Origin of the sequence: Veillonella sp. DNF00869 (genome assembly GCF_001553345.1) — a bacterium.
GTDB lineage: Bacteria > Bacillota > Negativicutes > Veillonellales > Veillonellaceae > F0422.
The window spans coordinates 87,124-110,378 of sequence record NZ_KQ960771.1 but is presented as its reverse complement, the minus strand read 5'-3'; the positions used below and the strand labels follow the sequence as shown (position 1 = coordinate 110,378).

21 protein-coding genes are annotated in these 23,255 nt (G+C 38.8%); 2 read left to right on the top strand and 19 right to left on the bottom strand.

Translation table 11 applies throughout. From position 1 onward, the window contains the following. Positions 1-1,329: a threonine/serine exporter family protein gene (locus tag HMPREF3032_RS04835; RefSeq protein ID WP_062402519.1), complete on the top strand. Its 1,329-nt coding sequence runs from the start codon at positions 1-3 to the stop codon at positions 1,327-1,329. A 42-nt stretch (positions 1,330-1,371) separates the two neighbouring features. On the opposite strand, the gene trxA is transcribed toward HMPREF3032_RS04835, so the two are convergent. From trxA to polA, 8 genes are all read right to left on the bottom strand, one after another. After that, the gene (gene trxA, locus HMPREF3032_RS04830; RefSeq protein WP_009354160.1) at positions 1,372-1,695 is read right to left on the bottom strand and encodes a thioredoxin; all 324 of its coding nucleotides are present in this window, start codon (positions 1,693-1,695) and stop codon (positions 1,372-1,374) included. 12 nt (positions 1,696-1,707) lie between these two features. Beyond that, positions 1,708-2,079, bottom strand: coding sequence for a CoA-binding protein (locus tag HMPREF3032_RS04825; protein WP_062402516.1), 372 nt, complete (start codon positions 2,077-2,079; stop codon positions 1,708-1,710). Between the two features lie 24 nt (positions 2,080-2,103). Further along, positions 2,104-3,030: a tRNA glutamyl-Q(34) synthetase GluQRS gene (gene gluQRS / locus HMPREF3032_RS04820; RefSeq protein ID WP_062402513.1), complete on the bottom strand. Its 927-nt coding sequence runs from the start codon at positions 3,028-3,030 to the stop codon at positions 2,104-2,106. A gap of 9 nt (positions 3,031-3,039) precedes the next feature. After that, on the bottom strand, positions 3,040-5,052 hold the full coding sequence (locus tag HMPREF3032_RS04815; RefSeq protein WP_062402510.1) for an ABC-F family ATP-binding cassette domain-containing protein: 2,013 nt from the start codon (positions 5,050-5,052) through the stop codon (positions 3,040-3,042). A gap of 100 nt (positions 5,053-5,152) precedes the next feature. After that, on the bottom strand, positions 5,153-5,797 hold the full coding sequence (locus HMPREF3032_RS04810) for a hypothetical protein (RefSeq protein WP_062402507.1): 645 nt from the start codon (positions 5,795-5,797) through the stop codon (positions 5,153-5,155). An 11-nt stretch (positions 5,798-5,808) separates the two neighbouring features. After that, a complete protein-coding gene (locus tag HMPREF3032_RS04805) occupies positions 5,809-6,372 on the bottom strand; it encodes a lytic transglycosylase domain-containing protein (RefSeq protein WP_062402504.1) in 564 nt (187 codons plus the stop codon). After that, positions 6,369-6,983 carry a dephospho-CoA kinase gene (gene coaE, locus HMPREF3032_RS04800; protein WP_062402501.1) on the bottom strand — a complete coding sequence of 205 codons (615 nt, stop codon included), beginning with the start codon at positions 6,981-6,983 and terminating at the stop codon, positions 6,369-6,371. Before coaE ends, HMPREF3032_RS04805 begins: the two co-directional genes overlap by 4 nt. A gap of 79 nt (positions 6,984-7,062) precedes the next feature. Then, the gene (polA, locus tag HMPREF3032_RS04795) at positions 7,063-9,678 is read right to left on the bottom strand and encodes a DNA polymerase I (RefSeq protein WP_062402497.1); all 2,616 of its coding nucleotides are present in this window, start codon (positions 9,676-9,678) and stop codon (positions 7,063-7,065) included. A 210-nt stretch (positions 9,679-9,888) separates the two neighbouring features. Between polA and rpsT the strand changes: the two genes are divergently transcribed. Next, a complete protein-coding gene (gene rpsT, locus HMPREF3032_RS04790; protein WP_009354152.1) occupies positions 9,889-10,149 on the top strand; it encodes a 30S ribosomal protein S20 in 261 nt (86 codons plus the stop codon). A gap of 174 nt (positions 10,150-10,323) precedes the next feature. On the opposite strand, the gene HMPREF3032_RS04785 is transcribed toward rpsT, so the two are convergent. From HMPREF3032_RS04785 to HMPREF3032_RS04735, 11 genes are all read right to left on the bottom strand, one after another. Next, positions 10,324-10,860, bottom strand: coding sequence for a YacP-like NYN domain-containing protein (locus tag HMPREF3032_RS04785; protein WP_009354153.1), 537 nt, complete (start codon positions 10,858-10,860; stop codon positions 10,324-10,326). Between the two features lie 10 nt (positions 10,861-10,870). Then, a complete protein-coding gene (rlmB, locus tag HMPREF3032_RS04780) occupies positions 10,871-11,590 on the bottom strand; it encodes a 23S rRNA (guanosine(2251)-2'-O)-methyltransferase RlmB (protein ID WP_062402494.1) in 720 nt (239 codons plus the stop codon). Between the two features lie 691 nt (positions 11,591-12,281). Next, positions 12,282-12,740, bottom strand: coding sequence for a Mini-ribonuclease 3 (locus tag HMPREF3032_RS04775; RefSeq protein WP_072270764.1), 459 nt, complete (start codon positions 12,738-12,740; stop codon positions 12,282-12,284). Next, positions 12,730-14,178 carry a cysteine--tRNA ligase gene (cysS, locus tag HMPREF3032_RS04770; protein WP_062402491.1) on the bottom strand — a complete coding sequence of 483 codons (1,449 nt, stop codon included), beginning with the start codon at positions 14,176-14,178 and terminating at the stop codon, positions 12,730-12,732. The genes HMPREF3032_RS04775 and cysS overlap by 11 nt, the downstream gene beginning before the upstream one ends. A 24-nt stretch (positions 14,179-14,202) precedes the next feature. Next, positions 14,203-15,642, bottom strand: coding sequence for a glutamate--tRNA ligase (gene gltX, locus HMPREF3032_RS04765; RefSeq protein WP_062402488.1), 1,440 nt, complete (start codon positions 15,640-15,642; stop codon positions 14,203-14,205). A gap of 3 nt (positions 15,643-15,645) precedes the next feature. Then, complete coding sequence (gene ispD / locus HMPREF3032_RS04760) at positions 15,646-16,812, bottom strand: 2-C-methyl-D-erythritol 4-phosphate cytidylyltransferase (RefSeq protein ID WP_062402484.1); 1,167 nt, start codon at positions 16,810-16,812, stop codon at positions 15,646-15,648. 12 nt (positions 16,813-16,824) lie between these two features. Continuing rightward, a complete protein-coding gene (locus tag HMPREF3032_RS04755) occupies positions 16,825-17,958 on the bottom strand; it encodes a PIN/TRAM domain-containing protein (protein WP_062402481.1) in 1,134 nt (377 codons plus the stop codon). 83 nt (positions 17,959-18,041) lie between these two features. Further along, a complete protein-coding gene (radA, locus tag HMPREF3032_RS04750) occupies positions 18,042-19,418 on the bottom strand; it encodes a DNA repair protein RadA (RefSeq protein WP_062402479.1) in 1,377 nt (458 codons plus the stop codon). 71 nt (positions 19,419-19,489) lie between these two features. Beyond that, complete coding sequence (gene upp / locus HMPREF3032_RS04745) at positions 19,490-20,116, bottom strand: uracil phosphoribosyltransferase (protein WP_062402476.1); 627 nt, start codon at positions 20,114-20,116, stop codon at positions 19,490-19,492. A gap of 23 nt (positions 20,117-20,139) precedes the next feature. Then, positions 20,140-21,375, bottom strand: coding sequence for a serine hydroxymethyltransferase (gene glyA, locus HMPREF3032_RS04740; protein ID WP_062402473.1), 1,236 nt, complete (start codon positions 21,373-21,375; stop codon positions 20,140-20,142). A 96-nt stretch (positions 21,376-21,471) separates the two neighbouring features. Continuing rightward, positions 21,472-23,130 carry a ShlB/FhaC/HecB family hemolysin secretion/activation protein gene (locus HMPREF3032_RS04735; RefSeq protein ID WP_062402470.1) on the bottom strand — a complete coding sequence of 553 codons (1,659 nt, stop codon included), beginning with the start codon at positions 23,128-23,130 and terminating at the stop codon, positions 21,472-21,474. Positions 23,131-23,255 lie beyond the last annotated feature (125 nt).

Below are 23,255 nucleotides of genomic sequence, written 5' to 3'. Positions count from 1 at the left end.
ATGTCTCAATACACAGAAAAGGATTTGCGCATTTTAGAAGAACCCTTTGTGGAAATCAGAAAAAAGGTAAAAATTCTACTTCGTATGGGCTGTTTATTATCTGAAAATGGAGCCAATGCGAACCAAATTGTTCGAGATATGCGTCGCGCAGCCGCATATATGGGAATTCCAGCAGATCATCTTCATATCCATATTGCCTACTCTAATATTTTAATTAATATTCATAGTCCAGAAGATTGCTTTACATCCTTTAGAAATGTCCAATATTTAGGTGCTAATATGGATATTATTTCCGCCATTAGTGTCTTAACTTGGACTGCATTACGTAATGAGTATACTCTTGATGAATTTTCCCAAAAACTCGAAGAGATTGCTAAAAAAGATCCTCCCCATTCGGATGCCACATCTGCCATCTTTGCAGGATTTGCCTGTGGTGCTTTTCCTATCTTATTTGGGGGTACTATTATCTCTGCATGGATTACAACATTCTGCGCTCTCCTTGGATTTATTATACAATTGATATTAAAACGTTTTCAAATTAATGGGTATATCAGTATCGCCTGTGCTGCTGCGGTATCTTCTGGATTAGCCTTTCTATCTGGATGTATTTTTGACTCTGCCGATGTCATCTATGCTATGATTGCTTGCACATTGTTTATGGTTCCTGGCATTCCTCTCATTAATACAGTCGATGATTTGCTAAACAACTACATTTTGGCAGGAATATCTCGATCTGTACATACGTTACTCATTGTGGGCAGTATGACTGTAGGGATTAGCATGGCTCAATACTTCAATCATTCTTATGATTTCACCCATTTAAGTATTGTTCCAGACAGCATTTCCATTGTTTTATTAGGTGCTGCCGTTGTGGGTGCTGCAGGCTATGCTGTGATGTTTTATACTCCAAAGCGTCTACTCCCACTCATAGGTATTGGTGGCCTCATTGCTATTTTAGTAAAAAATACGCTCATATTATACTTAGGATTTTCTGTGTTTGGCGCTACTTTCATCGCTGCTGCTATGGTCAGTTTATTTTCTCTGAAAGCAGCTCGTTATTCCCATACATCCTCTAAAGTATTAGCGATTCCATCAGCGATTCCTCTTGTACCTGGCGTATTTATCTATCGATTTTTATATGCCATGTTACATATTAATTCTCTCACATCTGCAACCTTAGTCGAAGCCATTCAAAGTGGAGTCACTGCCATCCTAATCATCATATCCATCGGTGTGGGCGTTGCTATTCCTTCTATTCTAGCTGGTAAAATATTAGATGCTAGAAAAGAGAAAAAACTAGAAAGTTTATTAGATAAACGGTATACATAAGAAAAGGACTGATATCTCAAAGATATCAGTCCTTTTTGTGTATTATAGATGAGCTTCTACAGCTGCTTTTAATTCTTCTAATGGAATGAAACCGATTTTGCGATCTACGATTTCACCATTTTTGAAGATAGCAAAAGTAGGAAGAATTTCAATTTTGAAGAATTGTGCCAATTCAGGTTGTTCATCAGTGTTTACTTTTGTTAATGTCACTTTGTCGCCTAAGGCAGCTGCCAATTCATCATATACTGGCATCATGCGAACACAGTATCCACACCATGGTGCCCAGAAATCTACAACAGTTACTTTATCATTTGTTGCTACTACTTCTTTAAAATTTGCAGATGTTACATCAATAATTGCGCTCATATAAGCCTCCTATTAAATTTGAATCAATACACAGTCTTGAATCACTTCAAGACCTAATTCAGTTGCCTTTTTCACTACTGCCGGTTTATCCGCACCTGGTTGTAGCCAAACGGTCTTAACCCCTAACTCTTTACAACTATCTAGAGCTTCTAAACCAACTTTTTCTGGCACAACAAAGTCGACTACAGTAGGTACTACTGGCAACTCATGCAAGCTTGGATAGCATTGTACGCCATCGATAGATGTAATATTAGGATTCACTGGATACACTGTATATCCTTTATTGACAAGATGTTTGAAAATCTTATATCCGAACTTATCGGTTCTTGTTGTGGCACCTAAAACGGCCCACGTTTTTTCTTGGATCGCTGTTTCCATTGACATACGTATCACCTCGTTACTGTACTATCATACCATAATATCGAAATTTGTCAATTTAATTGTATCTTGTTTTAATAGTTTCTTTGGAATTGTAATCTCCAATAGTTCTGAAAGCCCTATGTGACCGCTAAGAGGTAAGTCCCCCTTTGTGAGTAATCCTGTTTCTAATGCAAACCATGCCCACAATCTCTCTGGTGTAGCCCCTTGGTTCTGCAGATCACGTATGGTTATACTTTGTTGCCGTTTAGACAGACGATACCCTTCTGCATCCACTAGCATAGGGGCATGACCATATTGCAAAGAAGGAAACCCCAAGGCTTGGGCCAGCGCAATTTGATGACCCGTCACAGGCAGTAAATCATTACCACGAACTACTTCTGTGACACCCATTTCATAATCATCAATGACCACCGCCAAATGATAGGCAATCATTCCATCCCATCGCTTTAACACGATATCATCATTACAAGATTGGATTTCATAATCTATCGTGCCTCGATATATGTCCAGAAAGGATCCTTTTATATTCTCCATATGAAATCGCCAAGAAGGTGGTCTTTCACCTATAGTCGGCTCATGGGTTAAACAATATCCATCGTACACATGATTGGCTTCACCTTGATGAGGAGCGCTACTGATTTCCTGTAAGCGCGCTCGATTACAATAACACGGATATAACCGTTTTTGGCTATGTAATTCTTGTAAATATCTCTCGTATATATCCAAACGTTCGGATTGATACGTAGGTGCTTCGTCCCAAGTAAAACCAAGCCAAGATAAATCTTCTAGTATATGTTCTGCATAGATTAGTTTAGACCGTTGTGTATCTACATCTTCTATGCGCACTATATATTCACCATCTTGATGCCGTGCAGACCAATAGGACAAAAATGCTACCCACAAATTCCCTACATGCATATGGCCTGTAGGACTGGGTGCAAAACGACCTTTCATAGAAACCTCCTAGGCCTCTTCGCTAAGGTGTTCCCACCTCTCATAGAGAGCCTCTAACTGTGATGTTGTATTGGCTAACTCTTGAGACAATCGTTCATATTCTGATATATCTCCTTGTATAGATGGGTCCTGTAGCTGTACCGTATACATTTTAACTGTCGCCTCATACCTTGCAATATCTGATTCTACTTTGGCTAATTCCTTTTCCAGCATAAAAGAATTCGTTTTCTTTTTAGGGGCTGTCACTGCTTCTGAATAGCTAGTATCTTGTTCCTCTGTTATAGCAGCCTCAGATATACCTTTATGTATCTCACCATTAGAATCAGTACTCACTGCTGTACCTCCAGCATTGTCGGCCTTTCCTGCTGTATTGCTGGACATATTGTTGCGTTTCATCTGCTCAACTTCTAATCGTTGGGCTGCTAACACTGATCGTTCCAACATTTTTTCTTTATAATACGAATAATTGCCATGAAACTCTTCAATGCCACCATTATCTAAGACCACAATGCGTTTTGCCACAGCATCCAACAAATATCTGTCATGGGAAATAATGAGCAATGTGCCCTCAAACTGTTGTAAGGCTTGCTCCACTGTTTCTCGTGTAGGGATGTCTAAATGATTTGTCGGTTCGTCAAGGATTAAGAAGTTACGGCCTTCTAAAAATAACTGTAATAAAGCTACCCTAGCACGTTCTCCACCAGATAAATCTCCTATTAACTTGAATACATCATCACCTCTAAATCGAAAGGCACCTAATACGCTACGAGCAGATTCTTCTGACATATCATAAGGAGCCATGATCTCTTGTAACACAGACCAACTAGGGTGTAATTCTTCATGTTCTTGCGAGAAATATCCTGTCTGTACACGATTTCCAGTTGTAATCGATCCATCCAGTGTATTAAGTTCCCCCATAATTGTTTTTACAAAAGTCGATTTTCCAGCTCCATTCGCACCAATTAAGCCTACCACATCTCCTCGACGTAAGGTCGTTGTAATATGTGTAGCCACTGGATGTTCTACATCATATCCAATGGACACATCTTCCACCATCAACACTCTGTCTGCACTCATTTCTGCCTTAGGAAAGGTAAAAGCAAACTCTCTATCTTGGTCTGGTGCCTCTAATCTTTCTAGTCTATCTAACTGTGATTGACGACCACGAGCCATTTTAGATTTTATGCCTGCTCGATATTTGTCAATATATTCTTCCGTTTTACGAATGTGTTCCTGTTGCTTTTCATACGCACGTTGATACGCCACTCGTTGCTGCTCTCGTTGTTTCAAGAACTGGCTATAATTACCTTTATAGGTATGCACTTTATGATGAGATAATTCTACCACTTCTGTCGCCACTTGATCTAAGAAATATCGGTCATGACTGATGATGACAATGCCACCTTTATAGGATTTTAAATATCCCTCTAACCACTCTAACATTGGCATATCTAGATGGTTAGTAGGCTCATCAAGAAATAAAAAATCAGGACGACGCACCAAGGCTTTCGCCAAGTTAATACGCGTTTTTTGTCCCCCAGAAAATTCACTGGCTTTCTTCTTTAAATCTTCGTCACTAAATCCTAACCCATAAGCAATACGTTGGCTTTGTTTTTCATAATCATAGCCACCAAGCCATTCTAATCGCTCTTGTAAATAGGATAAACGACGCAAGTCCTGTTCTGTGGCATCTCGATTTTCTAATTCTGTCGTTAACGCTTCTAACTGGGATTCTAAGTGCTGTACATCAGCCCAAGCCGTTTGAATTTCTTCTTCTAAACTAGCATCACCTAAATTTACATCTTGCTGTAAATAGCCTATAGTGATACTACTGTCTTTCACAATGATCCCCTCATCATGTTCTTCTATGCCTAGTATGCATTTCATCAACGTCGATTTACCTGCCCCATTCGGGCCAACTAAAGCAAGACGCTCTCCTTGTCGTATGGTAAAAGATACATTAGAAAAGATTTCTCGTATCCCAAAGGATTTCCCTAGTTTTTCTATTCGGATCTGTTCCAAAATACTTCCCCTATCCTATTTCTGTTCCCTATACAAAAGTATTACCATTACATAGTATCTAAAAAATATACCATTTATCTTAGTAAATAATATAGGTAGTTTATAAACTAAGTAATACTTCTTGTAAATGATTCGTCAAAGCTTGTTCAAATTTATCTATCGTAGTTGCGTCCAAGTCATGTGTAATTCCTGGATAGCCTTGTTGTCTAGTTTCACCAAAAAATTCATTGCGGAATGTATTATAAAATAAGACCACTCCTGTTTCCTCATTATCTTTGATATAGGTGCCAATAATATAGGAACCATTAATCATATCTAATGCAGTATGAGGTGTCACATCTAAATGATATTCTGCGATTGTTTGTGGCAATGCCTCTGTATAATTCCACTGATGTATACCTTTTTTCTTGTATTCGTACACAAATCCTTCTTGGGGCGCCATAAATCGTGTCATCATAGATGCTTTATAGTTGGCCTTTAGGTTCTCCATAAATGGGGTTAAAGACTCACGTATAAAAGCAATATCTACAAACTCTACTAAAGGTACTGTAATACGTACCATATAATCCCCTACTTCCGTATCATAGAGAACTGACCAACGCCAATTTCTATCATTTGTATAATAAAAGATACTATATACAGTAGATGATAAGGCTTTTTGTTCCACCACTAAGTGAAAGTCTCCAATAGTGGATTCTAACCATGATAAATCGAGGGTTTCACATTCTTTTATGATTGTATCCATGAACTCTTTCCTTATCGTAGTTGACTATATAATGCTTGATACTGTGATTCATGAGCTATCACGCGTTTTACGTAATCTTTTGTTTCTGGAAATGGTATTTTGTCTATATCATCAAAATTATCATCCCAGCCATAGGTCTGCATCCATTCCTCCACATGACCACGTCCTGCATTGTAGGCTGCTAAGGCTAAGATTTCGTTACCTTTAAATTCTTCTAATAAATATGATAAATACCAAGTCCCTAATTGTATATTCGTGTTCGGTTCCTTAATATCTTGGTCAGACAGGCTAGACTGATTTAATTGTTCTCCAATCCAGTGCGCTGTTTCTGGCATTAACTGCATCAATCCTATAGCCCCTGGTAAAGATTTTGCATTCGTATCAAATTTACTTTCCGTATAGATAACAGCCGCAACCATAGATGGTCTTACATGGTAAGTAGATGCATTTTTCATTACCGCGCTTTCATATACTAACGGATACGCATACTGTCTAGCTAAATAGGGTTGTCCATATTGCACATAATAGGCCGTAAGAACAACGATTAGCCAAGCAAATGCTGTGGATACCCTCATAGTTCCTCCTTCTGAAAGTGAATTTTCGCTGTTTTCCACAATTTACGTAATTGTTTTTCTAATTCTTTCATAGTCCCAGAATTATCGATGACCACAGTACTTAAATCACGTTTTTCATCTAAACTCATTTGACTACGAATTCGATCCAGTGCCTCCTGTTCAGAATAAGCGTTTCGTTTCATCAAACGCTCTAGTTGTGTCACAGGGTTTACGTACACAAGCCAAATCTCATCCATCTGTGTATGCCAATCTGTTTCAAACATCAATGGTATATCATAGATAATAGCCTGCTTTCCTTTTGCTTCCCATTCTTCTGTCAATTCTTGTATACGATGTCTAATATGGGGTTGCAATATAGAATTGATGGTCTCCAAGGCTTCTGGATCAGAAAATACAAGGCTACCAATATAGGCACGATGTAACGTACCATCTTCTAGCACTGTATTAGGTCCAAAGGCCTCTACCAATTCCTGTAAACCTGGTGTCCCCGGCTCTACTACTTCTCTAGCCACTACATCTGCATCAATATAGGGAATACCTTTTTTTTGTAACCATCGTAACACTGTACTTTTACCAGAGGCAATACCTCCTGTGAGTCCGATTTTATACATATTTACCCCCACATTTGATTCTAGTCATACTCAACTATTATTATACACAAATACATTGTATAGAAATTCTATAAACCTACTATTTTACATCTGCCCAGTTCTGTGCACTGTGCACATCTACCTGCAATGGCACTCGTAATGTCACTACTTGTTCCATACAATTACGCAACAGAGTTTCTACTTGCTCTTGTTCCGATTCTACTACTTCTAGCACTAGTTCATCATGTACCTGTAATAAAATACGAGATTGCAAGCCTTGCTCTTCTAGCGCTTGTTCTACTTGGTTCATGGCTAACTTAATAATGTCGGCCGCTGTCCCTTGAATTGGTGTATTCATAGCTGTACGCTCCGCAAAGGATCGACGGTTAAAGTTACGGCTATTAATATCAGGTAATGGGCGAACACGGCCAAACATAGTGCGTACAGATCCAGTTTCATGGGCTTCTTGCACCATGCGGTCCATGTACCCTTTAATTTGTGGATAACGACTGAAATATAACTCAATATATTCTTTTGCTTCTGCTCTCGTAATACCTAAGTCACGCGACAAACCAAAGTCACTAATACCATAAATAATACCGAAGTTGATCGCCTTTGCATGGGAACGCTCCAGCGGCGTTACTTCTTCTAAGGATTTACCTAATACTTCTGCTGCTGTAAAACGGTGAATATCTTCACCATTTTGGAACGCTTGAATTAAGGCAGGATCTTCTGACAAGTGCGCCAAAATACGTAATTCTATCTGAGAATAATCGGCACTGACGAACATATCATATCCATCATGAGGTTTAAATAAAGCTCGAATTTCTCGGCCTTTTTCACTGCGTACAGGAATGTTTTGCAAATTTGGATCAGAACTACTTAAACGACCAGTAGCTGTTACCATTTGATTAAAAGAAGTATGAATTCGATTAGTATGAGGATTCACAAGTCCTTCAAACCCTTCTAAGTAGGTAGATACCAATTTTACCACTGAACGATAGGCCAAAATTTGTTCAACAATTTCATGGTCATTTCTGAGCATGTCTAGGACTTCAGCATCCGTAGAATAACCAGTTTTTGTTTTCTTAATCACTGGCAATTGTAATTTTTCAAACAAGATAACACCCAATTGTTTTGGAGAATTAATGTTGAAAGTTTCTCCAGCCAATGTAAATATCTTTTCTTGTAGTTCACTAACCTCTACTTTGAAGCGTTCCAATGTAATGTGTAATTGGTCTACATCCATGTAAATACCATTTTTTTCTAGTACACATAGAGTACGTAATAATGGCAATTCAATATCTCGATATAAGTCCCACACACCTGCTACTTCCATCTCTTCCGTAGCCTTCTCGTGCATATGGTATAAAGCTTGTGCTTGTAGAGCCCACTCTGTTTCATTTTCCGTAGCAGGAATGGAAGGTTGTCCAAAACGTTCGCATAAATAAGTCATACCATAGTTTGCTCGTGTAGGATCGAGTAAATACGCCATTAATGTGAGATCTTTGATATGAACAGTTTCTTCTTTCAAAATTGAAATGCGACCTGTTGTTTCAGTACCTAATACTTCAAATAATAATTTTGCATTATCTGTAACCAGTTCCCTGGCCCCTTCAAAGACTGTTTCTAAATGCCCTACATCTACAAATCCATTTACAACTAATTGGGCATCCCCATTATATAGATATAAGGCTTCTATCGTCCTAAATGGATGTTTTCCAGCTTCTTTCAAGACAAGGCTAATCACTTTATCTTCGTAAAATTCTCGTGGCACTTCTGTGACATGAGTTAATTCAATTTCTTCTGCTGGTGGAGCTAAGAATTGATCGAATAGAGTCCCTTCTTCTGCCACACCCATAGCCTTTAGTAGTCTTGGTGTTACTGCGTGAAAACCTAACTTTTCAAATAAAGGTGTCACTTCACCACGATGTACAGCAGGAACAAATTGCTCTAGTTCATAAGGCATATCCATATCTGTTTTGATGGTAGCTAGTTGATGCGAAATGAACGCTAAGTCTTTGTTGTCTACTAAGCGTTCTTTCAGTTTTCCCTTTTGTTCCTCAATATGCTCATATACACCTTCTAAAGTACCATATTGATTTAATAGTTTAAGGGCTGTTTTTTCACCAACGCCAGGTACACCTGGAATATTATCTGAAGAATCTCCCATAAGAGATTTCATTTCAATAACCATTTGAGGCCCATACCCATACAGTTCTTCCATATTAGCCATAGTCACATGAAGCATATCAGTGATGCCCTTTTTCGTTAAAAACACACTGGTATACTCATCGACTAGTTGTAGGTTGTCTCTATCACCAGTAATGATATGAACAGCAAGGTCTGATGAGCCCCATTTTTTGCTCAACGAGCCAATGATATCGTCGCCTTCAAATCCTTCTTCTTCAATGACAATGATACCTAAGGATTCTAAGACTTCACGGATCAAGCTAAATTGTGGACGCAATTCATCTGGTGCACTTTGACGAGTTCCTTTATAGTCTTCGTAAATATCCATACGGAATGTTTCTTTACCTTTATCAAAGGCAACTGCAATGTAATCGGGATTGATTTCTTCATACAGTTTTGTAAGCATTGTTAAGAATCCATACACAGCATTGGTAGGAACTCCTAGAGCATTTTGCAGTGGTGGAAGTGCAAAAAATGCACGATATAATAAACTACTGCCATCTATAACCATTAATTTTTTCATATAAGCATCTCCTATTAATAGATTTATGTATCCTTAATTATATCATATTTCCTGCTCTCATGAGTGATGAAAATAGAGGTTATTTCTGTGTAAAGCCTTGCTATATAAGCCAATATTCCTTAGAGTAAATATAAAAATAGTTGCAAAACTGTACGCCCTATGATATACTACTTTAGTAATAATACAGTAAATCACAAGGAGGTGACTCAATTGCCAAATATTAAATCCAGTATTAGAAGCGTAAAAACGGATGCTGAACGTCGTGCGAAAAACTCTGCTGTAAAATCTCAAATTCGTACAGCTACTCGTAAGACTGTAGAAGCTGCTCAAGCAGGCGCTGTAGAAGAAGCTAAAAAAGCACTAGTTCATGCTACAAGCGTAATTGATAAAGCAGCCTCCAAAGGCGTTCTTCATAAAAATACTGCAGCTCGCAAAAAATCCAATTTAGCAGCTAAAGTAAATGCTCTATAATGAACTCTAAAAGAGGGTTAACAAGGAGAAATACCATTTCTCTTAGTTAACCCTCTTTTTTTAATGTCACCTTTATGTTCTAGCTACATTGTAAGGCACTAGTATACATATATCTGCTTTTGTTATGTTTGCCTAAATGAGTTATCAAGGCAAACATAACAAAAGGAGCTACTTTCATAGCTCCCCTCGTCGCATTCGTTCAAGTTTTTCCGCCACATCCCCATCAATATGTGCACCTAATTCATTACGTTGTAATGTCATAGCATCACGTTGATGATAACCTGTATATCGTTTACGTTCTTCTTGTTTAGCTAAGTCAATTTGATGACGTAATTCACGTGCTGATATGCGTAATCCTCCAAATCCTAAAATTTGGCTTTGTTCTTCTCCATCACTTGTTACCACATAGATTGTTTTATATTGACCCTTTTTACTAAAGACTTCACGCTCAATATAGGCATCTGCCGTCTCATGGGTACCTGTAAAAACTTCAATAAAATCTGCAGATATACGCTGTTCATCTGCTGTAAAAGGTGCGTGCTTACCATCAAATACAAGAATAATTTTATACCCCTTATAGGTCCCATAATTGAGTAATCTATGACGTAATTCTAATCGGGCATGTTCTAAAGACTCCTTACTGAGTGATTTCAAGTCAGCCCAATCAAAAATAACATTATACCCATCTACAATTAAAATATCTTTTTTCATAGTATACCTATTATCGTTGACGTCTCGCTTCATATAAAAGAATCGCTGCTGCTACCGATGCATTTAATGAGTTAATGGTTCCAAACATAGGAATCGTTACCAATATATCACACAATTCCTTTGTCAATCGACTTAGACCTTTTCCCTCATTACCAATGACCAATACAATAGGACCTGTCATATTCACATCATACATCACCGTCCCATCCATATGAGCTCCCATCACCCAGAAGCCTTGACTTTTTAATTGCTCAATCGTCTGTGCTACATTGCCAATTTGTACCAATGGAATCGATTCTACAGCCCCTGCAGAGGTTTTACTTACCGTCGCATTAATAGGCGCATTATGACGTTTGGGAATCAGCACAGCCGTAGCACCAACACACTCTGCCGTACGAATGATGGCCCCCATATTATGAGGATCTTCCACACCATCCGTTAAAATTAACAACGGATGTTCTTCCGTACATGCCAGCAATACATCTTGTAACTCTTGGAACTTCACTGCATTCACCAAGGCTACCACACCTTGATTCGGCACGTCACTAGGATACTTCTGTAAATCCCGTTCCTTCACGCGACGAACCTCAATACCCTTAGACTTTGCCAAACCCAATATCTCCGAAAGAGAGCCACCTTGCTTACCTTCTGCCACTAAAATACGATGAATCCCTCGATCCGACTTCAGCGCCTCACGCACAGCATTACGACCTACAATAAACGTATCCATGAAAACCTCAAACCTTCCAAAAAGCAAACCTAACAATACGCAGTAACATCTTACTAAACATATTGCGCTTCACATTACTAAGCATACTAACTAGAAATAGTGTCTATACATACATGTTAAACATATCAATATGAAAAGTACATATTTCATATCATCAAAATCAATACAAAAGCTTAGAAACCACTAAGCTATTAATCTATTATACCACTAAAACAAGACAACTCCCAACATAACACATGAGCGCCCCCCCTGAAACGTTGTCACACCCACTAGTACAATGAAAAAAACATATTCTATGCCATGTCACGTTCATCTGTCGTTAATTCAGAAAACACAAGAAGAGCACGGTGTGCCCCCGAACAAACATCATGAAATGCCGTTTGAGAAGGGGTATACCGTGCTCTTCCCTTTTCACCTGAGCACCATCTGATGAAAGGTTGTCATCCTATATACTTTTAGAGAAATACGCCATAGACTTCCAAGAAGATATATTTGTATCTGCTATAAGAAGTCTGTAGCTTTTTGATGATTAGCTGAAGACCTAGAAGAGCACGGCGTGTTCCTGAAGAAACATCATGAAATGCCGTTTCTGAAGGAATATGCCGTGCTCTTCCATTCCACAGATTAAGAAAACGCCACAGACTTCAATACAAGTTAATTAATGAAAGCCTATGGCGTATTTATATTCATGCTACATATGTGACAACGTTTCAGCAAAAGCGAATTCCATGAGAGTAGTAAGCCTCTCTTCATCCCCCTTGCGATAGGTATACCCCAACAACGCCTCAAATGCTGTACTCATGCGGTATTCCTGTACACTGGCACTTTTCGGTACATGCACATTACTATTGCGAGCCCGTTTTGCCACTAATAACTCTTCCTCTGTCAGAGTTGACTCTAATGCCTGTAATACTTTCGCCTGTGCTTTTGCATTGATAAATGATGTCACTACATCATGAAGTATTTGTGTTTTAGTAATGCCCGTTTCTACTACACGATTTCTGATAAATAAGGTATATACACCATCCCCAATATAAGCAAGCATAAGAGAGTCCTCTAAAGGACCCTCTCCATTTGCTTCTACTTTCACTGAAGATTTTAATTTATCAATCGCCATAGATCGTAGCTGTTTATATCGATTAAAGTTCACGTTTTTTCCACCGTGCCCCTTGTGGGGAATCTTCGATGACGATGCCAATATTGGTCAATTCATCACGAATGGAGTCTGCAATACCCCATTGTTTTTGGTCACGTGCACATTGACGAATATTTAAGATTACTTCCATTAATTGATTGTATTCTTCGTTACTAGTTTCTTGACCTTTCCAGCCCTCTTCTAATAAACCTAGAATATCTAACATCATTTTAAAGATCTCTTTAACTTCACCAATAGTGCTATGGCATACAGTGCCATCACAGCTTTGAACAGATTGGTAATAGATGTTAATTTCTTTTGCCAAACCATAAATTGGTGCTGTTGCTAACGCTGTATTAAAATCATCGCTCATAGCTGCTTCAAACTCTTCTTTATAATTACGAGCATTTTTCAATAATTCTGCTGCTTCCAGTTCACACAATCCTTCTGGACGATCTTCTAAGTACAGTAAGTTGTCAATCACGGTTTGGAATCGTTCAATAGCCTTAGTCGCTTCATCTAAGCGTTCATCACTGAAGTCCAATGGACTACGATAATGTGTGCTCAACAAGAAGAAACGCAATGCATCTGGACTATATTGTTCTAAAATATCTTTCACCAAGAAGAAATTGTTCAAGGATTTACTCATTTTTTCTTGATTAATCGTAATGAAACCATTGTGTACCCAATAACGTACGGCTGGATGGTGTTCAGAGCATCCTTCAGATTGAGCAATTTCATTTTCATGATGAGGGAAAATTAAGTCAGATCCACCGCCATGGAAGTCAAACTCTTCGCCCAAATATTTTTGACTCATGGCAGAACATTCAATATGCCAGCCTGGACGACCTTGTCCCCATGGGCTTTCCCAGAATGGTTCGCCTGGTTTTGCCGCTTTCCATAAAGCAAAGTCCATTGGATTTTCCTTACGGTCATCTACATCTACACGAGCACCAGCTTCCATATCGTCTAAAGTACGACCAGATAGCTTACCATAATGCTCAAATTTCTCTACACGATAGTACACATCACCATCTACTGCATAGGCATAGCCATTGTCGATTAATGTAGTGATCATGGAAATAATTTCTTCCATATGCGTAGACACACGAGGATATACATCGGCACGACGCACATGTAATGCATCCATTACATCATAGTAGGCATCAATATAGCGATCAGAGATTACATTCCATGCTACCCCTTCACCATTAGACGTATTAATGATTTTATCATCCACATCTGTAAAGTTTTGGATATATGTTACTTTATAGCCTACATGGCTCAAATAACGACGAATGGTGTCCCAAGTCACAAAAGGACGTGCATTACCAATATGAGGATGATTATATGGTGTAACTCCGCATACATAGATGCTAACTTCCCCCTCTTTCACAGGTTGGAATACTGATTTTTCACGAGTCATCGTGTTGAAAACGGTCAGTTCTCTCATTAGAAATAGCCTCCTTGTATGCACTTAGCCTAAACGGCGAAGTACTTTTTCTTTGCCAAATAAGGTAATAATATAATTCAAATCAGGACCGTGCATTTGACCTGTGGTAGCAATGCGAATTGGCATAAATACAAATTTGCCTTTTAATCCTGTTTCTTTCATAATCGCTTTGATTGCTGCTTTGACAGCATCTGGGGTAATCTCATCCATAGCTTCAATTTTTTCTTTAAAAGCCCCAATTACTGTTGGATAGGATTCTTCTGCTTTCACAGCTGCAATCTCTTCTGCATGTTCTGCATCTTCTAGGATATCATCTTGGAAGAACATATTTACTTCATCTACGATTTGAGCACCATAACTAATATGGTCTTTCACGCAAGTACAAAGCATTGTGAGCCATGCTTGTTCCTCTGTAGACGGACTTTCACTAGCGTAGCCAGCTTTTACCAAATGAGGTAAACATAATTCATATAATGCATCTGGTGTCAATTGTTTCATATAATTGAAATTAATATAATTCAATTTATCAATATCAAAGACAGCTGGATTTTTTGCCACTCGATCCATAGAGAATTTTTGACACAACTCTTCCTTAGTGAATAGTTCTTCCTCACCTTCAGGAGCCCAGCCTAGTAAGGCTAAGAAGTTCACAATCGCTTCTGGTAAGTATCCCAACTCACGGTATTGTTCAACAGAGGTAGCACCATGTCGCTTACTCATTTTTTTGCCATCTTTGCCCATAATCAAGGAAATATGACCAAATGTTGGTACATCCCAGCCCAAAGCTTTATAGATCACGATTTGACGTGGTGTATTAGATAAATGTTCTTCCGCACGGATAACATGAGAAATACCCATTGTGTGATCGTCTACCACAACGGCATAGTTATAGACAGGAATTCCATCGGATTTAACAATAACGAAATCTCCAATACCATTAGACTCAAAGGATACATGACCACGAACCATATCATCAAAAGCTACTGTTTCATGCAACGGAACACGTAAACGGATGGTTGGTTTACGTCCTTCTGCTTTGTAAGCAGCCTTTTGTTCTTCTGTTAAATGATGGCAATGACCATTATATTTTGGGGTTTCACCACGACCTAATTGCTCTTCCCGAACAGAATCTAATTCTTCTTGGGAACAATAGCATTCGTAAGCATGACCAGATTCTAATAATTGTTTCGTCACTTGATCGTAAATATCTAAGCGTTCTGTTTGACGATATGGTCCTGCTTCGCCACCTACGTCAACACCTTCATCCCAGTCCATACCAAGCCATTTAAGAGCAGCCTTAATATTTTCTTCGCTTTCACGAGTAGACCGAGCTTGGTCAGTATCTTCCACGCGCAATAAGAATGTACCTTGCTCCTTGCGAGCTAATAAATAGTTAAATAATGCGGAACGAGCTCCACCAATATGAAATGGACCGGTTGGACTCGGTGCAAAACGAACTTTCATGAGTTATAACTCCTCTCTTTCATACATTGAAACAACAGCTTGTGCGGCTATACCTTCTGTTCTTCCCAAGGCACCTAACCCTTCATTTGTCGTTGCTTTAATACTAATTCTACTAAGAGGGATACCTAAATCCACACTTAGATTTTCTTTCATTTTTTCAATATGAGGTTTCAATTTTGGAGCTTCTGCAATGACCATGATATCTGCATTGTAGATTCCAAAATTTGAGTCCTTTAATAATTGTACCACTTTTTCTAATAATAGCCTACTAGAAATCCCTTTGAAAGCATCATCTTCTGGAGGAAAATAATAGCCAATGTCTCGCATACCTACAGCCCCTAGCATAGCATCCATAAGGGCATGAATCAACACATCCGCATCAGAATGCCCATCAGGACCAATAGGGCTGTCGATAGTTACCCCTCCTAATACACAAGGTCGTCCCTCTTTGAAACGGTGGATATCATAACCATAACCAATACGCATCATAGATTCTACTCCTAAATACTTCTTAGCAATTGCCACATCTTCAGGGACTGTTAATTTAATATTTTTTCTATCCCCTTCTACAATGTGCACTGGGTTTCCTTGAAACTCTACTAAAGACACATCATCGGTTCCTTTATATCTGTGTTCTTCCGCATATACATAAGCATCTAACAAAATAGCAGTTTGAAACCCTTGTGGTGTTTGCATTCCATATAATTCAGAACGTACTAATGTTTCTTCTACATATCCCTCTGCATTCACTCGTTTTATCGTATCTACCACAGGGATGGCTGGCACTGCTGCTCCATATACTTTAGCCCCCTCAACCACTCGATGAGCTAACTCCTTGTTCGCTAATGGTCTTGCACCATCATGCACTAATACAACCTCTGCTCTATTCGATACTTGTGAAAGTCCAGCGGCTACAGAGTCTTGTCGTTCTGCACCGCCAATCACATATTGTACCATCCACGGTACCTGCATAGCTTCTACTTGTTCTTGAATAGAGAGTTGATCTTCTTCCGATACAACCACAATGACTTCTTCCAAGCCTTCCCATTGTTTCATGTGATGTAAATTCCATTGTAACACTGTATACTGTCCTAACGGCATACACACTTTATTCTCTGTATAGCCCATTCGGCGTCCTGCACCTGCCGCTAATAAGATACAACTAATCATGGTACTCCCTTTCTAGGAATTTGATTCCTCTACACGGGCAAAAATCATTCGTCCCGCACTAGTTTGTAATACAGAGGTAACTACTACATTTACTGTTTGATCCACATAGTCTACACCATTTTCCACAACAATCATAGTACCGTCATCTAAATAGGCAACTCCTTGATGTGGTTCTTTACCAGCTTTCATAATACGTACTAGTAAGGTTTCACCACTCGTCATTTTTGGCTTAATAGCATTTGCCAGATCATTCAGGTTCAACACCCCAACTCCTTGCAATGTAGCTACTTTATTCAGATTAAAATCATTAGTTATGAGCTTCCAATGTTTATCCATACTAAGGCGAATCAATTTCAAATCTACTTCTGATAGATCTTCATAATCAACATCTATGATTTCCATAGATTCTGTTAATTTTTCACGCATTGTCTGTAGTAAGTCTAACCCTCGTCTGCCTTTATTACGTTTCAAAGTATCCGCAGAATCAGACAATTTTTGTAATTCTTCTAGTACAAATACAGGCACTATGAAAGGACCTTCCAAAAATCCTGTATTCACAATATCTAAAATTCGACCATCAATGACAACCGATGTATCTAAGACCTTAGCAGAACAAGTTCGGATTTCTTTTACTTTTGATTCTTTAGGTGATCTACCCTTATTGAGCAATCCTCTAAACGTATAAGATACCATAGCTTTATATAAGTCTGGCCCTTTATCCATCCCCAAACGAATCCCTATATATCCCAATACAGCACTAAGCGCGATAGGTAAGTATGAGCCAATAATTGGTACACGCTCAAAAGCCATACCAATTAAATTAGCAATAATGAGTCCAAATAATAATCCTATCGTGCCAGCTACTAGTTGTTGACTAGGAACTCGACTTAAAATACGTTCAATTTGTTTTGCTACTCTTAATCCTATACGCAAAATAAACTGGGACACTAAATAACCGATAAAAGCTGCTAGTAAGATACTTATGGTATAGTACAATATCATCACTGCAGAGATTCCAAATACACCCATTTGCAGCATCTTTTCATCCCATATAGATACCATAAGTGTTGATAGTGCATCTGCTCCGACGTACCCCATACTGCCAAATAAAATAGCAATAGCATAGCGCAATAATTTATAAATCATATGGTCACCTCCTCTTTTTTTAGTATACTATCCCTACGTGTAATTCTAATGAATACTTCATAGTAAAGACTTCGCACATAGGGTTAGAAAATACTTTTCATCACTTCTTGAATACTAGTCACCCCTTGTATAGAGATACCTTCTTGTATTCCTTTTAGTTGTTTTACATTTCCAGCAGGAATTACAAATTGTTTAAACCCTAATTTCTTAGCTTCCGCAATTCGTTGTTCTATTCTTGGAATACTACGAATATTACCTGTCAAGCCTACTTCGCCTAATATCACCATATCGGGAGGTACTGGTTTATTCTTTAAGTTAGAAATGATAGCTACTGCCATGGCTAGGTCACAAGCAGGTTCATTAATTTTTAAGCCCCCAATAATAGTAACATACACATCTTTGTTACCTAAGGTAAAGCCACAGCGTTTTTCTAATACTGCTAGAAGTAAAATCAGCTTATTTAAATCATATCCAATAGCGGTTCTTCGTGGCATACCAAAGGCAGTGGATACCACTAAACTCTGCACTTCTACCAAGATAGGTCGTACTCCTTCTAAGTAAGCCATTATGGCAGATCCTGTTTCTTCTTCTGATCGCTCTGCTAATAGAGTCGCTGATGGATTGAGGAGTTCACCTAACCCTTCTTCTTCCATGGTAAATAATCCTGATTCCGATGTAGATCCAAATCGATTTTTAATTCCTCGTAAAATACGAAATTGATAGGACCGTTCTCCTTCAAAATACAATACTACGTCTACCATATGCTCTAACATACGAGGTCCTGCGATAGTACCATCTTTGGTAACATGACCAATGATGATGACTGGAATGTCTTGATCTTTTGCAAAGCGTAACAATCTTGCTGTACATTCACGAACTTGACTGACACTTCCCGGTGCAGATTCTACAGAACCTACATACATAGTTTGGATAGAGTCAATAACAAGTAACATTGGTTGACTTCGTTTAGCTTCATTCAATATGGTATCTAAATTAGTTTCTGCTTGCACTAAGAGATTGGAAGAATTGATACCTAGTCGATGAGCTCTCAGCTTTAACTGCATATCTGATTCTTCTCCAGATGCATATAGGACTTTACCTGACTCTTCTGCAATACGACCAGACACTTGTAACAGTAAGGTAGACTTACCAATACCTGGGTCCCCACCTAGCAAGATTAACGCACCAGGTACAATACCCCCGCCAAGAACACGATCAATTTCTCCATATCCAGAAGTAATTCGGGCAATAGCACCTATCTCAATTTCTGTCAAAGCCTTGGGCTTGTTATCCTCATCTTCTACCGGTCGATAAGACGCTACATGCTTTGTTTTAACTTCCGGTTGCAGTTCTTCCTCCACCGCCGTATTCCAAGCACCACAAGCAGTACAACGACCAAACCATTTCGATGATTCATTTCCACACTCTGAGCAGAAAAAAACTGTTTTCTTTTTAGCCATATATACCCTTTCTTATAAAAATAATGCGCGTCACTGAAAAGAAACGCGCACTACTCTTCGGGCAACACCGTTTATTTCGTACCGAAAATACGATCTCCCGCATCACCAAGACCAGGTAAAATATATCCATGGTCATTTAATTTTTCATCTAATGCAGCTACATAGATGCGTACGTCAGGATGCGCTTTATTCACAACTTCTACACCTTCTGGGGCTGCTACTAGACACATTAATTGAATTTCTTTAGCACCTTTTTCTTTCAATAAAGAAATCGCTGCTGCTGCACTACCACCTGTAGCCAACATTGGATCTGTCACGATAATGCGACGATCAGCCAAATCAGATGGTAATTTGCAATAGTACTCTACTGGTTGCAATGTTTCTGGATCACGATACATACCTACATGACCTACTTTTGCCATTGGCATTAATTCCAACAAACCATTCACCATACCTAAACCAGCACGAAGGATAGGCACAATACCCAATTTTTTTCCTGCAATTTGTTTACCAATTGCTTTCACCAATGGGGTCTCTACTTCTACATCTTCTAATGGCAAATCTCGTGTGATTTCATAACCCATTAACAAAGCGATTTCTTCTAATAATTGGCGGAAATCTTTTGTCCCAGTTTCTACGGATCGAATCAACGTTACTTTATGTTGAATCAAAGGATGTGTCATTACATTTACGTTCATCTTACTTACTTCCTTTTTATTAATTACGCATACATTGGATATTTTTCACAAAGTGCTGCTACACGTTGCTTAGCCTCTGCTAATACAGCAGTATCTTCTGGTTGTTTCAATACTAAAGAAATGATGCTTGCAATTTCTTTCATATCTTCTGCATGTAAACCTCTAGTTGTTAACGCTGGAGTGCCTAGGCGGATACCAGATGTAACAAATGGGCTTTCTGGATCAAATGGAATTGTATTTTTATTACATGTAATACCTACTTCATCTAGTACATGTTCAGCTACTTTACCAGTTAAGCCAACAGTACGTAGGTCTACTAATAATACATGCGTATCAGTACCACCAGATACGATAGTAAAACCTTCTTCTTGTAACGCATCAGCTAATGTTTGGGCATTCACAATGATTTGTTTTGCATATTCCTTAAATTCTGGTTGCAATGCTTCACCAAAAGCAACTGCTTTGGCAGCGATGACATGCATCAATGGACCACCTTGAATACCAGGGAAGATAGATTTATCAATCGCTTTAGCATATTCTTCTTTGCACATAATCATACCACCACGTGGTCCACGCAATGTTTTATGTGTAGTGGTAGTTACAATATCAGCATATTCCACTGGATTTGGATGCAATCCTGCTGCCACTAAGCCAGCAAAGTGTGCCATATCCACCATGAAAATTGCGCCTACTTCATGGGCAATATCTGCCATGGTTTTGAAATCAATTTGACGGGAATAAGCACTGCCACCACCGATAATCATTTTAGGCTTATGCTCTTGCGCAATTTTACGCATTTCCTCATAATCAATGCGACCTGTTTCTGCATCTACGCCATAAGGAATAATATTAAAATACTTACCAGATACATTCACTGGAGATCCATGTGTTAAATGTCCACCATGGGATAAATTCATCCCCATAATAGTGTCGCCTGGCTCTAATAAGGCAAAGTACACGCCAAAGTTTGCTTGAGAGCCAGAATGAGGTTGTACATTCACATGTTCTGCGCCGAATAGTTGTTTCGCTCTTTCAATAGCCAACTCTTCTACCATGTCGACATATTCACATCCACCGTAATAGCGTTTATGTGGATATCCTTCTGCGTATTTATTTGTCAATACGCTACCTTGTGCTTCCATCACAGCTTGAGACACAAAGTTTTCCGATGCAATCATTTCTAATTTATTGCGTTGACGACCCAACTCTAATTCAATCATTTCTTGAACTTTAGGGTCTTGCTGTTTTACATAGCTCATGGTAACCTCCTGTGAAAGAAACATATTAATCTATCCTTTATTATAGTAATAATCACAGCCTTTTGCAAGGTAAATTAGTGAATCACCTAACCGTGCTTAGAAGGCAGTACTCATCTGTATTCCTAGGACTCGATATGGCACTGTAAAACCGTTTGGCACTTGTAACGGGGTGGATAAGAATATATTATAGTTAGCACTTCCATAGTGTCCTTTCATACCAATCGCTCCGCCCCATAACGCTGTACCCAATATATCTTCCGTAGATTTTCCGTATACTTTACCATAATCTAAACCTACATACACTGTATGATTCTGATTTAATGATACATCTAAGGTGTTCCGTACATAGAACCCTCGTTCTGCGGCTAGATTTCTATCGCCGGTAAACCCACGCACCGTATACCATCCACCAATGGTAAAGAACTCACTACTGTAAAGATTACTATTCGTATACTGTCCTTTCGCTTCCATTGTATAGGTTGCTTTCCGGTTCCAAAGAGTCATTGTACGCTGATAGTTCACTTTCCCCGTATATATATGATATTGTGTAGTGGCTTCTCCTAAATGATCAGTAGGACCAGGGCTAGCCCACCAAGGAACACCCTTTTCATATTGCACTAACCAATCTAGACTTCCATTCTTGCTATATCGTTTTTGGTGTATTCCTATAGACCAAGACGTGGTATTTCTCCGTTGCACATCAATTTCACTACCATTGATAAAAGAATGCCTTGTCTTATGCGTAAGACCTTGCACTAATTCTGTAATCTGTTGACTATTCCTGTGCAATACGTGTTTCCATCGTAATTCACTGCTAGTAAAGTTACCGCTAGAAATAAAAGGTTTAATGGCATAGCCAACCCGTTGTTGATAGTCTGAATTAGAATGGCTAAGGGTAATGCTATCATTTCCAATAGGTAGTTGGTATGATACATAACTGGATTTACTTATATTGATGCTATCTGAGTGTCTAGATCTAGTTAAGCTATAGTACAAGGTATCACTACGGTCTAATAGTCTACCTACCGTGATGGACACATTCCCTTGAAAGCGTCCTGTTCCTTCATTACCGAAATTATCAAATCCTGTGGTGACCTCTACTTTAGACCTATTTTCTATCTGAAATACCACTATAGATGTACCTAACTTACTTCCCGGTTGTAACTGTACCGTAGCCTTCTGATGGGGCACTGTATTTAGATTATCTACCGTTTGTTCTATCTTCCTTATATTTAAGATATGCCCCTTATGAAAGGCTATTGCGTTTGTATAATTACCTGCCACGCCCTTAAATTGTATTTCTTCCACGGTTCCTACCAGCAAGGATAAGCGAAGTGTGCCACTTCCTATATTTTGAGGCTCCATATAGACCTTAGAGGTAACGTAACCTCTATCTAGTAATGCTGTATTAAGTTCCTGCAACAAGGTATTAATTGTTTCTACCCCATACGATTGATGTTCTTTCTTAGCCACCATGGTTTGCAGAAAACTAAACTCTGGTGGAACCTGTGAAAGTTCAATATGATGAATTAAAAATTCTGGTGCATAATTGGATAGTAGATTCACCTTTTCAGATACTTTCTCTTCTGTAATAACTGTGAAAGCTGGGGGTGTCTTTTGCTCTACATGAGATATAGAACGCTCCATCTGCTCTAGCAGTTTACCTTGCTCGTCTATAGTATTAGCATGAACACTATGAGAAAGCGCCCCTATACACAAACAAGCAAGGCCTGTAACTATTTTATGATTTGTCAATCCTAGACTCCTTCATATTAAAATTTGGCATACTCATTTTCTGGAACAATAGATGCTATCTTCTCTTCAGACAAGTTAGGACTCTTAATTCCTAATTTTTCATAAGACCAAAGGTCAAAGAGTTC